This is a genomic window from Variovorax sp. AB1(2024), from assembly GCF_037482385.2.
Taxonomy (GTDB): domain Bacteria; phylum Pseudomonadota; class Gammaproteobacteria; order Burkholderiales; family Burkholderiaceae_C; genus Variovorax.
This window is the reverse complement of record NZ_JBBHKP020000001.1, coordinates 1,939,710-1,956,800: the sequence shown is the minus strand read 5'-3', so window position 1 is coordinate 1,956,800 and position 17,091 is coordinate 1,939,710. Positions and strand designations below refer to the sequence as shown.

Sequence of the window (17,091 nt, the reverse complement as noted above, 5' to 3'; positions counted from 1 at the left end):
AGGCGTCTTGATAACAGGAATTCACAAATGAGATTCATTATCATCACGACCCTTCGCGGCGTTGTTTCGACGTCGCGACCCGGGCTTCTCCTGTCGCCCGGCCATCGGCCCTCTCACAGCGCAACTTTCCCGTGATTTTTCCAACTTCTTCTTCTCCTCTTCCTTTCGCGCGTGCTTTTGCCGCCCTGCTGGCGCTGTCCCCTGTCACCGAACTGCTCGCGCAGCAGGCGCCGGATGCCGGCTCCGCCAACACGCTCAAGACGACCGAGATCCACGACCAGTCGGAGGGCGCGGCTTCCGGCTATGCAGGCCCGCGCGGCGGCACCGCGGCAACGCGCACCGAGACCCCGCTGATCGAAGTGCCGCAGGCGGTGCGGGTGGTGCCGCGCCAGTTGATCGAAGACCTGGGCGCGACACGGCTGGGCGACACCATCGACTACGTCAGCGGCATCGCGCGGCTCAACGACTTCGGCGGCACCTGGGACAACTTCGCGATCCGGGGCTTCAGCAACACCGAAGGCGGCTCGCTGCTGAACGGCTTCCCCTCGGGGCGGGGCTATGGACCGCAGCGCGACGTGGCGAGCGTCGAACGCGTCGAATTCCTCAAGGGCCCGGCCGCGGCGCTCTACGGCAGCAGCGAGCCCGGCGGAACCATCAACATCGTGACCAAGAAGCCGCAATTCACCGCCGCGCACAACGTCGGCGTGGAGTTCGGCACGCTGGGCTTCCGTCGCACGACGCTGGACACCACCGGCCCGCTGGGCAGCAGCTTCGCCTATCGGCTCAATGCGGTGGCCGAGGACGGCGCCAGCCGCAGCAGCTTGATCGACAGCCGCAAGCAGGTACTGGCACCGGCGCTCACCTGGACTCCCGACAGCCGCACGGTGGTGCAGTACGAAGCCGAACTCGTCCGCATCCGCGCGCCGCTCGACCGCGGCCTGATCCAGATCAACGGCAATGTCGGCGTTCTTCCGCGCGACCGCTTCCTGGGCGAGCCCGACCGGGACAACATGCACATCGAGGGCGACACCCATCAGCTGACGGTGGACCGCGAGCTGGGCCAGGGCTGGCGCGCCCGGGTCGGCACGTCGTACCGCGAGACCCGCTACTTCGGCGACGCGGTCGACCTCAACAGCACGCTGCGCGCCGACAGCCGCACCCTCAATCGACGGGACAGCTGGCGCAGCCTGCCGTCGCGCGACACGTCGGTGCAGGCCGAGGTCGAGGGCAAGTTCAGCACGGGCGGCATCGGCCACACGCTGCTGGCGGGCGTGGAGTCCTGGCGGCTCTTCATGGGTCAGTACGGCGAATATTCGAGCGTGGCCAGGGCGCCATATGCGATCGATATCTACCAGCCGCTCTACGGCCAGGCCCGCACGGCGCCGCTCTCGCCCCTGTTCAACACGCGCGACGACCAGCGCGCCACCGGCGTCTTCGTGCAGGATCAGATCGACCTGTCGCCGCAATGGAAGCTGCTGGCCGGCGTGCGCTTCGACCGCTTCCACCAGGACTACGACGACCTGCTGGCACGCAAGTCCACCGCCCAGAGCCATTCGGCCACTTCGCCGCGCGTGGGCATCACCTACCTCGTGAGCGACCGGCTGTCCTTCTATGCCAGCGCCGGCAAGTCCTTCAAGCCCAATTCGGGCGGAGACGAGAACGGCAAAGCGTTCGCGCCGCAATCGGGCCGCGCGCTGGAAGCCGGCGCCAAATGGCTGTCGGCCGACGAGCGGCTGACCGCCACGATGGCGGTGTTCGACATCCGCAAGAGCAACGTGCTCACCCGCAGCCCGACCAACGCCAACTTCAACGTGGCCGCCGGCCAGGCGCGCAGCCGCGGCATCGAGGCCGACGTTGCCGGCCAGCTCGATGCGCACTGGCGCCTGACCGGCAACCTCGCCTATACCGACACCGAGGTCACGCGCGACAACAACCCCGCCATGCTCGGCCGTCGGCTGGCCAACATTCCGCGCGTGAGCGGCGGCCTGTTCGCCATCCGTGAAGACAGGCTGCTCGACGGCCGCTACGGCATCGGCGGTGGACTGGTGCATGTGGGTGAGCGCACCGGCAACGCGACCGACACCTACCGCCTGCCTGCCTACACGACGGTGCGCCTGACGGCCTACTGGCAGGTCAATCCGCGCGTTCGGGTCACCCTCGATGTCAACAACCTGTTCGACAAGACCTTCTACGTCGCTTCGTGGAACAACCTGACGGTGCTGCCCGGACTGGGCCGGCAAGTGGTGGCGGGCCTGCAGGCGAAGTTCTGACGGGCTGCGACGACGGCACCGCAGCCCGCAGCCTCACTCCACCGTCACGCTCTTCGCCAGGTTGCGCGGCTTGTCCACGTCGGTGCCCCGCGCACCCGCCGTGTGATACGCCAGCAGCTGCAGCGGCACCACGTGCAGGATCGGCGAGAGCGCGCCGTAGTGCTCGGGCATGCGGATCACGTGCAGCCCTTCGCTGCTGGTGATCTTCGTGTCGCCGTCGGCCAGCACGTAGAGCACGCCGCCGCGCGCGCGCACTTCCTGCAGGTTGCTCTTGAGCTTTTCGAGCAGCGCGTCGTTGGGCGCCACGGCCACCACGGGCATTTCGCTCGTCACCAGCGCGAGCGGGCCGTGCTTGAGTTCGCCGGCGGCGTAGGCCTCGGCGTGGATGTAAGTCACTTCCTTGAGCTTGAGCGCGCCTTCGAGCGCGATCGGGTAGTGCAGCCCGCGGCCCAGGAACAGCGCGTGGTCCTTGCGCGCGAAGTCTTCGGCCCAGCCGATGATCTGCGGCTCCAGCGCCAGCACCGACTGCAGCGCGACGGGCAGGTGGCGCATTTCCTTCAGATAGCGCGCCTCGTCGGCTTCGCTCAGGTGGCCCTTGCTTTGCGCGATGGCGAGCGTCAGCAGGAACAGGCCGGCGAGTTGCGTGGTGAAGGCCTTGGTCGACGCCACGCCGATTTCCACGCCGGCGCGCGTGATGTACGCCAGCTTGCACTCGCGCACCATCGCGCTGGTGGCGACGTTGCAGATGGTCAGCGTCTGCTCCATGCCCAGCGAGCGCGCATGCTTCAGCGCGGCCAGCGTGTCTGCCGTTTCGCCCGACTGGCTGATGGTGACGACCAGCGTCCTGGGGTCGGGCACGGAGTCGCGGTAGCGGTACTCGCTCGCGATCTCGACCTGCGTGGAGATCTTCGCGATGCTCTCGAGCCAGTACTTGGCGGTGCAGCCGCTGTAGTAGCTGGTGCCGCAGGCGAGGATGAGGATCTTGTCGATGTCCTGGAACACGCGGTGCGCGCTGGCTCCGGTGGCGCCGTCCTGCCCGATGCCGTCGAACAGCTCGGGCACGATGCCTTCCACTCCCTCGAGCGTGTCGCCGATGGCGCGCGGCTGCTCGAAGATTTCCTTCTGCATGTAGTGGCGGTAGGGGCCCAGTTCGGCCGCGCCGCTGTGGGCGAGCACGGTGCGCACCTGGCGCGTCACCGGCTTGTGGTTCCTGTCGACGATCCAGTACTTGCCGGGCTGCAAGTCGACCACGTCGCCTTCTTCCAGGTACACGATCTGGTCGGTCACGCCGGCCAGGGCCATCGCGTCGCTCGCGAGGAAGTTCTCCGCGCCGTCCTTGCCGGCGCCCAGGATCAGCGGCGAGCCTGCGCGCGCGCCGACCACGCGATGCGGCTCGTCGCGGCAGATCACGGCAATGGCGTAGGCGCCGTGCAGCTGCAGTACCGTGGCCTTGACGGCTTCGAACAGGTCGCCGTCGTAGAGGCTGTCGACCAGGTGGGCGATGACTTCGGTGTCGGTCTGGCTCTCGAACACATAGCCCTTGGCTTCGAGCGCGGCGCGCAGCGGCTCGTGGTTCTCGATGATGCCGTTGTGCACCAGCGCGATGCGGCCCGGGCGCGCGCCCTGCGCACCGGCGCCGGGGCCGTGGCTGAAGTGCGGATGCGCGTTGTGCACGACCGGCGCGCCGTGGGTGGCCCAGCGTGTGTGGGCGATGCCGGTGAGGCCTTCGACCTTGTCGTCGCGCACCTGCGCCACGAGGTCGGCCACGCGCGAGGTGGTGCGCGCCCGCGTCAGGCCGCCGGCATGCACCGCCACGCCGCACGAGTCATAGCCGCGGTACTCGAGCCGCTGAAGGCCCTGTACCAGGACCGGAACGATGTTGCGATGGGACGCTGCCCCGACGATGCCGCACATGGTGATCTGCCTTTGAATGAAGAAGAGGCTCGATGGTAGGAAGACATCCAAGAAATATGCATTCGAAATTCATCTGATTTCGGACTTTTATTTCTCTCTTTCAGCTATTTGAATATTTATTCCATAATTCGATTGAATATGGAATCAATCACCCTCGATTCAACCGACCTGCGCCTGCTCGACGCCCTGCAGCGCGACGCCTCGCAGACCAACCAGCGCCTGGCCGCCAACGTCGGCATCTCCCCGCCCACCTGCCTGCGCCGCGTGCAGCGGCTGCGAGAAGAAGGCCTCATCGAGCGCCAGGTCGCGCTGCTGTCGCCCGACCGGCTGGCCACGGTGCTGGGTCACGGCCTGCAGGCGGTGGTCGAGATTTCGCTCGACAGGCAGGACGCAGGCTCGCTCGACGCCTTCGAGGCGCGCGTGATCGCAGACGACGCGGTGCAGCAGTGCTGGCGCGTGTCGCCCGGCCCCGACTTTGTGCTGATCGTCGCGGCGCGCGACATGCCGGACTACGGCGCGCTCGCGCAGCGCCTGTTCACGGCCGATGCGAACGTGCGCAACGTCAAGGCTTTCTTCAGCCTCAAGCGCGCCAAGTTCGAGCCCCGGCTGCCGCTGTCGGCACCCGGGGCCTGAAGGCCGTCCTCAGGCCTTCGGCTTCTTCTGCGGACGCTTCCAGTTGGGAAAGCTGACCTGCTTGGCGCGCGAGACGGTCAGCGCCCCGGGCTCGGTCGACTTGTTGATGGTCGAGCCGCCGCCGATGGTGCCGCCCGCGCCCAGGGTGATGGGCGCGACCAGCACGCAGTTGCTGCCCACGTGCACGTCGTCGCCGATCACGGTGCGGTGCTTGTTGGCGCCGTCGTAGTTGGCCGTGATGGAACCCGCCCCGTAATTGACGCGCTCGCCCACGGTGGCGTCGCCCAAGTAGGCCAGGTGGTTGGCCTTGGCGCCGGCGGCCAGCGTGGAGTTCTTGACCTCGACGAAGTTGCCGATGTGCACCTCCGCGCCCAGTTGCGCGCCGGGCCGCAGCCGCGCGAACGGGCCGATGAGCGCGCCCGCGCCCACGCTCACGCCGGCCTTCTCGCCTTCGATGTGCGTGAACGGGTGGATCACCGCGCCGGCCTCGATGCGCGCATTGGCAATGACGCAGTTGGCACCGATGCGCACGCCCTCGCCCAGCGACACGGCGCCCTCGAAGATGCAGTTGACGTCGATCTCCACATCGCCGGCGCACTCGAGCGTGCCGCGCAGGTCGAAGCGCGCCGGGTCGGCCAGGCGCACGCCCTGCTCCATCAGCGCTTGGGCCTGGCGCAGCTGCCAGGCGCGCTCCAGCGCGGCGAGCTGTGCCGGGCTGTTGATGCCGGCCACCTGCAGCGCGTCGGTGGTGACGTGCGCGACCACGGGCACGCCGTCGGCGGCCGCGAGCTTCACGACGTCGGTCAGGTAGTACTCGCCCTGGGCGTTCTTGTTGTCCAGCCGCGCGAGCCAGCCCTTGAGCAGCCGTGCCGGCACGGCCATCACGCCGCTGTAGATCTCGCGCACGGCGCGCTGGGCCTCGGTGGCGTCCTTGTGCTCCACCACGGCGGTCACGTCGCCGGCGGCGGCCGAGCGGATCACGCGGCCGTAGCCGGTGGGGTCGTCGAATTCGATGGTCAGCAGCGCCAGCTTGCCGCCCGCGCTGGCCGCCACCAGCGCGCGCAGCGTCTCTTCGCCGATGAGCGGCACGTCGCCCGACAGCACGACCACCGTGCCGTCGTCGGGCAGCAGCGGCGCCGCCTGCAGCACCGCGTGGCCGGTGCCCAGCTGCGGCTCCTGGCGCGCGAAACGCAGCGTGGCGCCGGCAATGCCGCCTGCCATGGCCGCCTCGACCTCGGCGGCGCCGTGGCCCGTGACCACCACCACATCGCGCGCGCCGATGCGCCCGGCGGTGCCCGTCACATGCGCCAGCAGTGCGCGGCCGGCCAATCGATGCAACACTTTGGGCAGCCTGCTCTTCATGCGCGTGCCCTTGCCGGCGGCCATGATGACGATGTCGACCGGTCCCGGCGTGTGTTGTTGCGGAGTCTGATTCATGCGTTTTTCTTCCCGATTTCGTTGCGCGGCAATGGCGCGGATTATCGGCGTGCTGCTCCTGGCCGCCGCGCTGGGGGCCTGCAGCGCGATCCGGCTGGCCTACAACAACCTGCCCACCGTGAGCTACTGGTGGCTGGACGGCTACCTCGATTTCGACAGCGAGCAGGCCCCGAAGGTGCGCGACGAACTCGCCCAGCTGCTGGACTGGCACCGGCAGAACGAGCTGCCGCGCATCGCCTCGCTGCTGCAGGAAGCACAGGCGCTGGCGCCCGGCGAGGTGACGCCGGCGCAGGTCTGCATCATGGCCGACCGCATCCGCGAGCGCCTGCTGGCCGTGACCGACCATGCGGAAACCGCCGGCGCCCAGCTCGCGCTGAGCCTGACGGCCGCCCAGCTGCAGCAGCTGGAACGCAAATACGCCAAGAACAACGCCACCTATCGCAAGGAATGGCTCGACCGCACGCCGGCCCAGGTGCAGGAAAAGCGCTACGACCAGTTCCTCGACCGCACCGAGGACTTCTACGGCCGCCTGAGCACCGAGCAGCGCGAGTTGCTCAGGCAGCAGGTCGCGCAGTCGGTGTTCGACCCGAAGCTGGCGGACGCCGAACGCCGCCAGCGCCAGCAGGAAGCGCTGGCGCTGCTGCGCGGCTTCGTCGCCGACAAGCCCACGCCGGCCGAGGCGCGCGCCGCGCTTCACGCCTACATCCAGCGCGTCGCCGAGCCGCCGCCCGGCCGCTGGCGCGACCAGCAGCAGGCGCTGCTGGAAGAAGGCTGCCGCAACACCGCCGCACTGCACAACGGCACGACCGCCAGCCAGCGCGCACAGGCGGTGCGCCGGCTGCAGGCCTACCAGGAGGATCTGCGCCAACTGGTGGCGGCGCGCTGAAGGCGCCGGGCGGCCCCTAGGGAGCGACCGGGTCCGCCACCGTCGGATCGCGCTGCGGTCCAGCCACGAGGCGTGCGTCGTGCAGCCGCCCGATGGCTGCGCCGCTCAGGCCCAGTACTTCATGCAGCACCTCGTCGGTATGGGTACCGAGCAGCGCGGCCGGCGACGTGGCTTCGCGTTCCATGCAAGTTGCACGCACCGCCGCACCCGCCGCGAGGTGGGCGCCGATGCCGGGGGTGTCGATGCGCTCGAACACCGGGTTGGCCAGGCTCGCGCGTGCATCTCCCGCCAGCGCTTCGCACACCGTGCCGTAGCGGCCCCAACAGACCTTGTACTGTTCGAGCGCCGCTTCCGCCGCCTGCTGCGTACGAGCGGCGAACCAGGGCTCGACCAGTTCCGCGATGGCGTCGCGCGCCTCGAAGCGCTGCGCCTCGTCTGCAAAGTCGAGGCCAAGACGTTGCTGCAGCGCGTCGACGGGTTCCGCGATGCCGCAGCACGCCACCAGCGCCTTCCATTGGCCGGCGGAGATTGCCGCCACCATGATGCGGCCGCCGTCCGCGGTTCCGAAGTCGCGCCCGAAGGCACCGTAGAGATGGTTGCCGATGGAAGGCCGCTCCTGCCCCAGCAGCTCCGCTTCGGCCAGCACGCCGAGGTGCGACAGCATGCCGAAGGCCATGTCCGAGAGTGCCAGCTTGAGTTCGGCGCCCTGCCCGCCGCGGCGCCGATGGTCGACCGCGGCAAGCACCGCGAAGGCCGCCTGGTACGCGCACGCGATGTCCCAGGCGGGCAGCACATGATTGACCGGATGCTCGCGCGAGCCGCCGCCCGTGACGGCGGGATAGCCGGTGGCGCAGTTCACCGTGTAGTCGACCGCCGTGCTGCCGTCGCCATTGCCCTGGATGGTGCAGCTGATCAGGTCGGGGCGCCGCGCGGCCAGCATCTCGTGGGCCAGCCAGGGCGTGCCGATGTTGGTCAGCAGCACGCCGGCATCCGGGCCCGGCGCGGTGGCCAGCGCCTGGATCAGCTCGCGGCCTTCCGGCCGGCGCAGATCGACCGCCACCGAGCGCTTGCCCTTGTTGAGCCCGGTCCAGTAGAGGCTGCGGCCCTGGCCACGCGGGTGCGGCATGCGGGGCATGCGCGCGTAGTCGATGCCGCCGCCGATCATGTCGACACGGATCACGTCGGCGCCGAACTGCGCGAGCGTCAGGCCCGCCAGCGGCGCAGCGATGAAGGCCGAACTCTCGATGACCCGGAGCCGGCCGAGAAAGGGATAGGTCATGCGCGCGGCTCCGGCTCAGGCGCGCTCGAACACCGCGGCCAGGCCCTGGCCGCCGCCGATGCACATGGTCTCCAGGCCATAGCGCACGCCGCGCCGTTGCATCTCGTGCAGCAGCGAGGTCATGATGCGCACGCCGGTCGCGCCCACCGGATGACCGAGCGAAATGCCCGAGCCGTTGACGTTGAATCGCTCCGGGTCGTTCCAGCCCCAGCCCTTGGCGCAGGCCAGTGCCTGGCAGGCGAAGGCCTCGTTCAGCTCGACCAGGCCCATGTCGTCGAAACCCAGGCCGTTGCGGCCGAACAGCTTCTTCACGGCGGGCACAGGCCCGATGCCCATGTGCGAAGGCTCGCAGCCTGCGGCGGCCCAGCTGTGCAGGTATCCGATCGGCGCGAGCCCGAGTTCCTCGAGCCGGTCCTCGGCCACGATCAGGCAGGCGGCGGCGGCGTCGTTCTGCTGGCAGGCGTTGCCCGCGGTGACGATGCCGTCCTTGACCAGCGGCTTGAGCCCGGCCAGTTGCTCCAGCCTCAGGTCGGCGCGGATGCCCTCGTCGCGGTCGACCACCAGCGCCTCGCCCTTGCGTTGCGGCACGCTCACCGGCACCACCTCGTCGGCGAACTTGCCCGACGCCCATGCCGCCGCCGCGCGCCGATGGCTGCGCAGCGCAAAGGCGTCGGCCTCCTCGCGCGTGATGGCGTAGTCGCGCGCCAGGTTCTCGGCGGTCTCGATCATTCCGGAGATGCGGCCGAAGCGCGACTCGGGCTGCGAGCGCTCGCGCCCGCGTTCGAGCCGGTCGTGAAACTTGACCGTTCCCGCGCGCTTGCCCCAGCGCATGTCGGTGGTGTAGTACTCGACATTGCTCATGCTCTCGACGCCGCCGGCCATCACCACGTCGGCGGCGCCGGTCTGCACCATCATCGCGGCGGTGGCGATGGCCTGCAGGCCGCTGCCGCAGCGGCGGTCGAGCTGCATGCCGGCCACCTCGACGGGAAAGCCAGCCTGAAGCGCCACCCAGCGGCCGGTGCACGGCACCTCGCCGTTGGCGTAGGAATGGGCGAAGACCACGTCTTCGATGCGCGCGGGGTCGAGCCCGGTGCGGGCGATCACGGCGCGCGCGACCGTGGCGCCGAGTTCTTCCACGGGCACGCCGCGCAGCGAACCGCCGAAGGCGCCGATGGGGGTGCGGAGGGGGGAGACGATGGCAGCGCGTTTCATGGTGTCACTCTTTCTCGGAATGCAGTGCGTTGGGAAAATCCGGCGCCTCCTTGGCAAGGAAGGCGCGCACGCCTTCCCTCGATTCGGCCGAAGTGAAGACGCGTTCGGACAGCGGCAGCGCGGCCGCTATTGCCGCGTCGCGCGGCATGTCGAAGCTGAAGCCGATGGCCTGCTTGCACAGCGCCAGTGCCAGCGGCGGCCGGCCGGCGAGCGTGGCGGCGAGCGCCAGAGCGGCCTCGAGCGCCGTGCCCTGCGGCACCACGCGGTCGACGAGGCCCCAGGCCATCGCCGTGGCCGCGTCGACGGGTTCGCCGAGAAACATCATCTCCTTGGCCCGGCCCTGGCCCACGCGGCGGGTGACGCGCACCGGCCCGCCGCTGCCGGGAAACACCCCCAGCTTGATCTCGGGCAGCGCGAAGCGCGCGCGCTCGTCGCTCACGATGAGGTCGCAGCACACCGCGATCTCCAGCCCGCCGCCGAAGGCCAGGCCATTGACGGCCGCCACGGTGGGCTTGGGAAAGTCGTCGAGCCGGGCGAACACCGCCTGCTGCAACGCGAGCTTTTCCGGACCGATGCGCCCGGGCTGCATCAACGGCTGGAACTCGGCGATGTCCGAGCCTGCGCAGAAGGCGCGCGTGCCGGCACCGGTCAGGACCACGGCGCGCACGTCGGCGTCACGCGCCAGGGCATCGAGCGCACTGCCCAACGCCTCGGTGAGGCCGCGGAACACGACGTTGAGCGGCGGGTTGTCCAGCGTCAGGACGGCCACGCCGCCCTGCATGCGGCAGCGCACCGGGCCGCACTCGATCTCAACCATAGCGCCCGCCCGTCACGTGAAGCACCTCGCCGGTGATGAAGCCGGCGCGCTCCGAAGCCAGGAAGGCCACCGCGTCCGCGATGTCGGCGGGCTTGCCCACGCGCTTGATCGGCTGCATGGCCACCGCGCGCTCCTTGATGGTTTCGTAGGTGGCCAGCGCCTGCACCATCTCGGTTTCCATGAAGCCCGGCGCAACGCAATTCACAGTGATGCCGTAGCGCCCCTCCTCGATGGCCAGCGCCTTGGCCATGCCGATCAGGCCGGCCTTCGCGGCCGAATAGTTGGCCTGCGTCGGATTGCCGAAATGCGCGCGCGAGCTGATGTTGATGACACGGCCCCAGCCCTGTTCGATGAAGCGCGGCATGACGGCCTTGCTGGCGAGGAAGGCGCCCTTGAGCATCACCTCCATCACCAGGTCCCAGTCGTCCTCGCTCATCTTCACCAGGTAGCGGTCGCGCGGGAAGCCGGCGTTGTTGACCAGGATGTGCAAGCCGCCGAAGTGCGCGACGGCCTCGTCCACCAGGCCCTGCACCTCGGCGCCCTTGGTGATGTCGGCGACGATGCAATGCGCCTGCAGGCCGTCGTCGCGCAGCGCGGCGGCGGTGGCTTCGGCCTGCTCGCGCAGGATGTCGGTGATGACGACCTTCGCGCCCTCCTCGGCCAGGCGGCGCGCGGTGGCGGCGCCCAGGCCCCGCGCCGAGCCGGTGACGATGGCGACTTTGTCCTTGATCTGCAGGTCCATGCTTGTTTCTTTCCTTCGATGCTTGGGGGGTGTTGGTTCAGGCCAGGTCCACGCGGCCCGCGTTCAGCACCAGGGTGTTGCGCTCCAGTGCCGTGGTTCGCAGCGACACCAGGCAGCCGTCGCGCCAGAGTTCGGTGCGCAGCGTCTCGCCCGGCAGCACCGGCGCCGTGAAGCGCACGCGCATGCCGCGCACGGCCGAGGCGTCGTAGCCCAGCAGCGTGCGGAGCACCGCGTGCAACGCGATGCCCATCGTGGCAAGGCCGTGCAGGATCGGCCTTGGAAAACCGGCGGCGAGCGCAACGCCAGGGTCGGCGTGCAGGGGATTGAAGTCGCCGCTCAGGCGGTAGAGCAGCGCGGCTTGCGGCAAGGTCGACAAGTCGCAGACGGCGTCGGGCGGCCGGGCCGGCATGGCGTGCGGCGCCGCCAACGGCGCGCCATGCGCTCCGCCGAAGCCGCCGTCGGCGCGCAGCATGCTGGTCTGGCTGACGCTGGCCAGCAACTCGCCGCTGGCTGCGTCCGTGACGCGGCGCTCCTGCAGCATCAGCGCGCCCTTGCCGGCGCCCTTGTCGTGCAGCGCGGCGACGCGGTTCGTGCCCAGCACGCGGCCTTCGACCGGCAGCGGACGCTGCAGCACGAAGGCCTGCTCGGCATGCACGAGCTGGCGCCAGTTGATGCCGGTGTCGGGCTGGTCGGCCCAGAAGCCGCCGTAGCCGAGCACGTTGACCAGCGTGGGCAGCGCCCGAAGCCCGCCTTCGGCGCGTTCGTAGACATAGCGCAGCTGCCCGGCATCGAGCGGGTCGGCGCCCAGGCCGACGCCGAGCGCATAGAGCTGCGTGTCGCGCATGCCATAGGCGTGCTCGACCGGTGCGAATTCACGCGCGAGCAGGCGCTTCACATCGAGAGCCATGCGACGCTCCCGTCAACCCTGCGCCGGGTCGGACGCGGACGAAAGCACGACCACGGCATCGGCGGCGAAAGCGCCCTGCCCCTGCGGCAAGGCCAGCACGGGGTTCAGGTCGATCGACTGCAGGCGCGGGCCGGCCTGGTGCGCGAACACAGAAAGGCGCGAGAGCATCGCGGCCAGCGCCTTCACGTCCGCCACCGGCTTGCCGCGCGCGCCCAGCAGCAGCGGCGCGCCCTGAATGCCGCGGATCATCTGCTCTGCCACGTCCTCGCCAAAGGGGCAGCGGCGCAGCACCACGTCCTTCATCACCTCGACGAAGATGCCGCCCAGGCCGAACATGGCCACTGGGCCGAACACCGGGTCGCGCTGGATGCCCAGGATGCATTCGACACCGCCGCTCAGCTGCTTCGCGACCAGAACGCCTTCGATGCGCGCATCGGGCGTGGCCAGGGCGGCGCGTTCCATCAGCAGGGCGAAGCCCTCCCGCACGGCGCCCGCGTTCGCCACGTTCAGCAGCACGCCACCCATTTCAGACTTGTGCACGATGTCGGGCGACAGGATCTTCAGCACGACCGGAAAGCCGAGCGCTTCGGCTGCGGCCACCGCGTCCCGTGCGTTCGCGCAGGCCCGCTCCGGCGCCACGGCAATGCCGGCTTCGGCCAGCACACGCTTGGCCTCGGCTTCGCTGGGGGTGGCGCCCGGCAATGCCACCGCAGGCACCCGCGGGGGCTCCTGCGCGGGCCGGCGCGCGAAAGCCCGGCCGAAACGGCCCATGGCCTCGATGGCGACCACGGCGCGCGCCGGGTCCTCGAACACGGTGAAGCCGTCGGCCTCGTACTGCTGCACACGTTCCCTGGACGCCAGGATCGACAGCACGAAGAGCCGGTCCGGATGCTTGTCGCGCACGGCCTTGAGCTGCGCGCGCAGGCCATCGGCAATGGACTCGGCACCCACCGTGTAGGTGAAGAAGCCCAGCACCGACCGGTAGCCGCCCTCGGCCACCACAGCCTCGGCAAAGCGCCCGGCAATGCTCAGGTCGTTCATGAACTGCGCGGTGCAGTCCACGGGATTGCGCGGCGCGGCGAACGGGATCAGCGCCTTCAGGTGCCGCTGCGCGGCGGCGGGCATCTCGGGCATCGGCAGGCCCGCGAGTTCGGCCGCGTCGGACACGATCACGCCCGCGCCGCCGCTCACGGTGATCACGCCCAGCGAGTTGTCGGCCGGGTAGATGCGGCGCGTGGCCAGGCGAGCCACGTCGAGCATGTGCTCGGTGGAGCGCGCCCGCACCACGCCGAACTCGGCCAGCACGGCATCGGTCACCGCGTCGTTGCCCGCGATGGACGCGGTGTGCGACTGCGCCGCTGCGCTGCCCACGGCGCTGGTGCCGACCTTCATCATCACGACCGGCTTGCGGGCGAGCCGGGCCGCCTCGAGCGCTTCCAGCAGGCGCGCGCCGTCGCGGATGCCTTCCGAATACACCGCGATCACATCGGTGTCGCCGTCGTTCACGAAGGCCTGCACGAGGTCGCCCAGGCTGATGTCGCATTCATTGCCGCTCATGACGCATGACGACACGCCGATGCCGAACTCGCGCGCAATGCCCAGGATGTGGCTGCCATAGGCGCCCGACTGGCTGGCGATGCCCACGCGCCCGGGCTTCGGAAAGCCCATTTCCACGACCGAGCTGAAGCTGCCGTAGAAGCCGATGCGCGGGTTGAGCACTCCCAGCGAATTGGGGCCGAGCAGCCGAACGCCGTGGGCGCGCGCCGCCTCCACCATGCGCCGCTGCAGCCGCTCGCCGTCCTCGCCCATCTCGGCGAAGCCGGCCGAGAACACGATGGCCGCGGGCGTGCCGCGCGCGCCGAGGTCGGCCACCACCTGTGGCGCGAGGTGCGCCGCCACGGCCACGATGGCCACGTCGGGCGTCTCGGGCAGTGCGGCCACGCTGGCGAAGGCGGGCAGGCCCTGTATCTGCGTGCGGTTCGGGTTCACCGGCATCAGCCGGCCCGAAAAGCCCTGCGACCGCATGTAGGCGATGGGCCTGCCCCCGATGCGCAACGCATCGTCGGAGGCGCCGATCACGGCCACGGAACGGGGATTCAGCAGGCGGCCGAGCGCGAGATCGGCGTGCATGTCCGCAAGGGATCCGGGCATCTGGTCGGCGGCGCTCATTCGGCCTTGGCGCCCGAGGTCTTGACCACCTTCGACCAGCGTTCGATGTCGGCAGCGATGAGTTTGCCGAACTGCTCGGGCGTGTTTCCCGCGGGCTCGTAGCCCTGCGCGGCCAGGCGTTCCTTGAAATCGGCGCTGTCGAGTTCGTGGCGGATCTCGGTGTTGAGCCTGGCGATCACGTCTTTGGGCGTGCCAGCCGGCGCCATCAGGCCGTTCCACACGGTCACCTCGAAACCCGGCAAGCCGGCCTCGGCCACGGTGGGCACGTCCGGCAAGGCGGGCGAGCGCTTCGCGCCGGTCTGCGCAATGGCCTTGAGCTTGCCGCCCTTCACCTGGGGCATGGCCGAATACATCATGTCCATGACGACCTGCGAGTTGCCGGCGATCACGTCCATCATGGCCGGCGCGCTGCCGTTGAACGGGATGTGCGTCATCTTGATGCCGGCCTGCGAATCGAAGTACTCGGTCGCCAGATGGGTCGATGAGCCGTTGCCCGCCGACGTGAAGTTCAGCTCGCCGGGCCTGGCCTTGGCGCGTGCGATCAGGTCCTTCACGCTGTTGATGCCGAGAGCGGGATTCACCATCAGCAGCGCCGGGCCGCTGGTGAGTTCGGTGATGGGCGCCAGGTCGGTGCGGATGTCGTAGCGCAGGTTCTTGTAGAGCGACGGGTGGATGGTGTGCCCCATGGTCACCAGGACCAGCGTGTAGCCGTCGGCCGGCGAGCGCGCCACCAGCTCGGCGCCCAGGTTGCCCGACGCGCCGGGCTTGTTCTCGACGATGAACGGCTGGCCCATGCGTTCGCCCAGGCGCTGCGCGAGCAGGCGCGCCACGCTGTCGTTGGTGCCGCCCGGCGGGTAGGGCACGACGATCTTCACGGACTTGCTGGGGTAAGCGCCCTGCGCCAGAACGGCGGGGGAAATGCCGGCGAGGGCCAGCCATGCGATGCAGCAGCCCACGGCGGCGCGGCGTGTGATGGTGTTCATTTGTCTTGTCTCCTGATGGACGGTGTGCCGCTGACCGCTCAGCGCCACCGTGATGGAGACCGAATCGTAGGGACCACGCTATATTCAATCCAATACTTTTGATGGACTCTCCTATATACGGGGTGTATGGATGGACCTGAGACAACTGCGCCAATTCCTGGCACTCGCCGAAACCGGCAGCTTCAGCGTCGCGGCCGAACGGCTGCACATGGCGCAGCCGCCGCTGTCGGTGGCCATCCGCAAGCTGGAAGAAGAACTGGGCACGCTGCTCTTCGTGCGCAGCTCACGCGGCGTGAAGCTCACGGCCGCGGGCGACGCGGCGTTGAAGGCGGCGCGCGAATGCCTCGATGCGGCCACGCACATCAAGGCCGCGGTGCAGCTCGCGGTAGCGGGCGAGTCGGGCAAGCTGGCCATCGGATTCAGCGGTTCGGTCACGCTGCGCCTGCTGCCACGGCTGGTGCAGGCGTTCCGGCTGCGCCACCCCGCGGTTCACCTCGACCTGAAGGAAGGCACGAATCTGGAGCTGCTCTCCCGCGTGGAGGCGGGCACGCTCGACCTGGGCTTCGTGCGCGTTCCCACCAACCGGCCGCCCGAGCTACGCTTTCAGATGGTCGAGGAAGACCGCTTCTGCCTGGCGCTGCCGCGCGGTCATGCGCTCGCGCGCAAGCCTGCCGTGGCCCTGGCGGCGCTGGAGGGGCAACCCTTCATCGGCTACGCCCCCTCGCCCGTCGGCGGGCTGCATGCGGCGGTAAGCCTGGTGTTCCAGCGCGCGGGCGTGGCGCCGCGCATCACGCAGGAAGCCATCCAAGTGCAGACGGCGCTGGGACTGGTGGCCAGCGGCCTGGGAATGGCCCTGGTGCCGGCTGCCAACACGCCTTACCAACGGTCTCTGGGAGCGGTGTTCAGGCCGATCCTCGACCTGCCGGACGACGCGCGCATCGGCATTGCGCTGGCCTACCGGGCCAACACCGAAAACCCGGCGCTGAAGCGCTTTCTGGAAATCACCGTCGAGAAGAACGAAGGAATGGCGACGCCTGTCGCCGGACCCGCGGGTACCGCCGCTAGATCAGCGGCGTAGGCCGCATCGGCCGCTCGAAGTAGTCGCCCAGCGTCTCCAGCGCATGCGGCTCCATGATGCGCAGCCAGCCGGTGTCGATCTTGTAGAACCCGAGGCGCTGCAGCCGGCGCATCGTCTTGTTGGTGTGCACCAGCGACAGCCCCAGCGCGTCGGCGATGTGCTGCTGGTTGAACGGAAACTCGACCCAGCCGTCGCGCACCATGCCCACGCGCTCGGCGCGGCGGTACAGGTGCATCAGCAGCATCGCCACGCGCTCGCCGGCGTTGCGCCGGCCGGTGGTGACGAGGTTGTCGTCCACCATCTTTTCCTCGCGCGCGGCGAGCCAGGTGATGTCGTAGCCGAGCTTGGGCTGGGCGTGGAACAGGCCCCAGAGCCGGTCGCGCGAGAAGGCGCACAGCGTGACATCGGTGACGGCCTCGACGCCGTGCGTCTGGCCGTCTGCGAACTCGTCCTGCAGGCCGATGAAGTCGCCGGGCAGGAGAAAGCTCAGGATCTGCCGCCGGCCATCGCTCAGCGTCTTGTAGCGAAAGGCCCAGCCCGAATAGAGAGTGAAGAGCTGCGAACTGGGCCGATGCTCCTCGATGATCGAGCTTCCGGCCTCCACGCGCCGGGCCCCGACCCGGAACGACTGGATGGTCTTGAGTTCTTCGTCGGTGGCGGGAAGGAAGGCGTCGAGCTGGCGCAACGCGCACTGGTCGCACGGATTGACGCCTTGAGGCGGCGCTGCGGCGGCGGGGTAGTCCTCGAATTTCACGCTTAACTAT

At 69.4% G+C, this 17,091-nt stretch carries 14 protein-coding genes; 4 read left to right on the top strand and 10 right to left on the bottom strand.

Annotated elements, in window-relative coordinates; all coding sequences use genetic code 11:
• Positions 1–131 precede the first annotated feature (131 nt).
• The gene (locus tag WIX39_RS09155) at positions 132–2,270 is read left to right on the top strand and encodes a TonB-dependent siderophore receptor (RefSeq protein ID WP_409194928.1); all 2,139 of its coding nucleotides are present in this window, start codon (positions 132–134) and stop codon (positions 2,268–2,270) included.
• 33 nt (positions 2,271–2,303) lie between these two features.
• On the opposite strand, the gene glmS is transcribed toward WIX39_RS09155, so the two are convergent.
• Positions 2,304–4,184 (bottom strand): glutamine--fructose-6-phosphate transaminase (isomerizing), encoded by a 1,881-nt coding sequence (gene glmS, locus WIX39_RS09150; protein ID WP_081268439.1) that lies wholly within the window; start codon positions 4,182–4,184, stop codon positions 2,304–2,306.
• Positions 4,185–4,322: 138 nt separating this feature from the next.
• Between glmS and WIX39_RS09145 the strand changes: the two genes are divergently transcribed.
• Entirely contained in the window at positions 4,323–4,817 is a 495-nt protein-coding gene (locus WIX39_RS09145; protein ID WP_409194927.1) for an Lrp/AsnC family transcriptional regulator, read from the top strand.
• 9 nt (positions 4,818–4,826) lie between these two features.
• Here WIX39_RS09145 and glmU read toward each other — a convergent pair whose 3' ends face one another.
• Positions 4,827–6,254, bottom strand: coding sequence for a bifunctional UDP-N-acetylglucosamine diphosphorylase/glucosamine-1-phosphate N-acetyltransferase GlmU (glmU, locus tag WIX39_RS09140; RefSeq protein WP_409194926.1), 1,428 nt, complete (start codon positions 6,252–6,254; stop codon positions 4,827–4,829).
• 31 nt (positions 6,255–6,285) lie between these two features.
• On the opposite strand from glmU, the gene WIX39_RS09135 reads away from it, so the two are divergent.
• Positions 6,286–7,140, top strand: coding sequence for a DUF6279 family lipoprotein (locus WIX39_RS09135; RefSeq protein ID WP_409194925.1), 855 nt, complete (start codon positions 6,286–6,288; stop codon positions 7,138–7,140).
• Between the two features lie 16 nt (positions 7,141–7,156).
• On the opposite strand, the gene WIX39_RS09130 is transcribed toward WIX39_RS09135, so the two are convergent.
• Genes WIX39_RS09130 through WIX39_RS09100 form a run of 7 tightly spaced genes read right to left on the bottom strand, consistent with a single transcriptional unit; the run spans position 7,157 to position 15,249 of the window.
• Positions 7,157–8,419 carry a CoA transferase gene (locus WIX39_RS09130; protein WP_106935648.1) on the bottom strand — a complete coding sequence of 421 codons (1,263 nt, stop codon included), beginning with the start codon at positions 8,417–8,419 and terminating at the stop codon, positions 7,157–7,159.
• A gap of 15 nt (positions 8,420–8,434) precedes the next feature.
• Positions 8,435–9,631: an acetyl-CoA C-acetyltransferase gene (locus tag WIX39_RS09125; protein WP_106935649.1), complete on the bottom strand. Its 1,197-nt coding sequence runs from the start codon at positions 9,629–9,631 to the stop codon at positions 8,435–8,437.
• 4 nt (positions 9,632–9,635) lie between these two features.
• Complete coding sequence (locus WIX39_RS09120) at positions 9,636–10,448, bottom strand: enoyl-CoA hydratase/isomerase family protein (protein WP_081265682.1); 813 nt, start codon at positions 10,446–10,448, stop codon at positions 9,636–9,638.
• Positions 10,441–11,190: an SDR family NAD(P)-dependent oxidoreductase gene (locus WIX39_RS09115; protein WP_106935650.1), complete on the bottom strand. Its 750-nt coding sequence runs from the start codon at positions 11,188–11,190 to the stop codon at positions 10,441–10,443. Before WIX39_RS09115 ends, WIX39_RS09120 begins: the two co-directional genes overlap by 8 nt.
• A 37-nt stretch (positions 11,191–11,227) precedes the next feature.
• A complete protein-coding gene (locus WIX39_RS09110) occupies positions 11,228–12,097 on the bottom strand; it encodes a MaoC/PaaZ C-terminal domain-containing protein (protein WP_409194924.1) in 870 nt (289 codons plus the stop codon).
• Between the two features lie 12 nt (positions 12,098–12,109).
• Positions 12,110–14,266 (bottom strand): acetate--CoA ligase family protein, encoded by a 2,157-nt coding sequence (locus WIX39_RS09105; protein ID WP_409194923.1) that lies wholly within the window; start codon positions 14,264–14,266, stop codon positions 12,110–12,112.
• The gene (locus WIX39_RS09100; RefSeq protein ID WP_081265678.1) at positions 14,263–15,249 is read right to left on the bottom strand and encodes a tripartite tricarboxylate transporter substrate binding protein; all 987 of its coding nucleotides are present in this window, start codon (positions 15,247–15,249) and stop codon (positions 14,263–14,265) included. Before WIX39_RS09100 ends, WIX39_RS09105 begins: the two co-directional genes overlap by 4 nt.
• A 130-nt stretch (positions 15,250–15,379) precedes the next feature.
• Here WIX39_RS09100 and WIX39_RS09095 point away from each other — a divergent pair, with 130 nt between their 5' ends.
• Entirely contained in the window at positions 15,380–16,327 is a 948-nt protein-coding gene (locus WIX39_RS09095; RefSeq protein ID WP_081265677.1) for a LysR family transcriptional regulator, read from the top strand.
• Here WIX39_RS09095 and WIX39_RS09090 read toward each other — a convergent pair.
• The gene (locus WIX39_RS09090; protein WP_172839755.1) at positions 16,311–17,081 is read right to left on the bottom strand and encodes a Crp/Fnr family transcriptional regulator; all 771 of its coding nucleotides are present in this window, start codon (positions 17,079–17,081) and stop codon (positions 16,311–16,313) included. The genes WIX39_RS09095 and WIX39_RS09090 overlap by 17 nt on opposite strands.
• Positions 17,082–17,091: the final 10 nt, after the last annotated feature.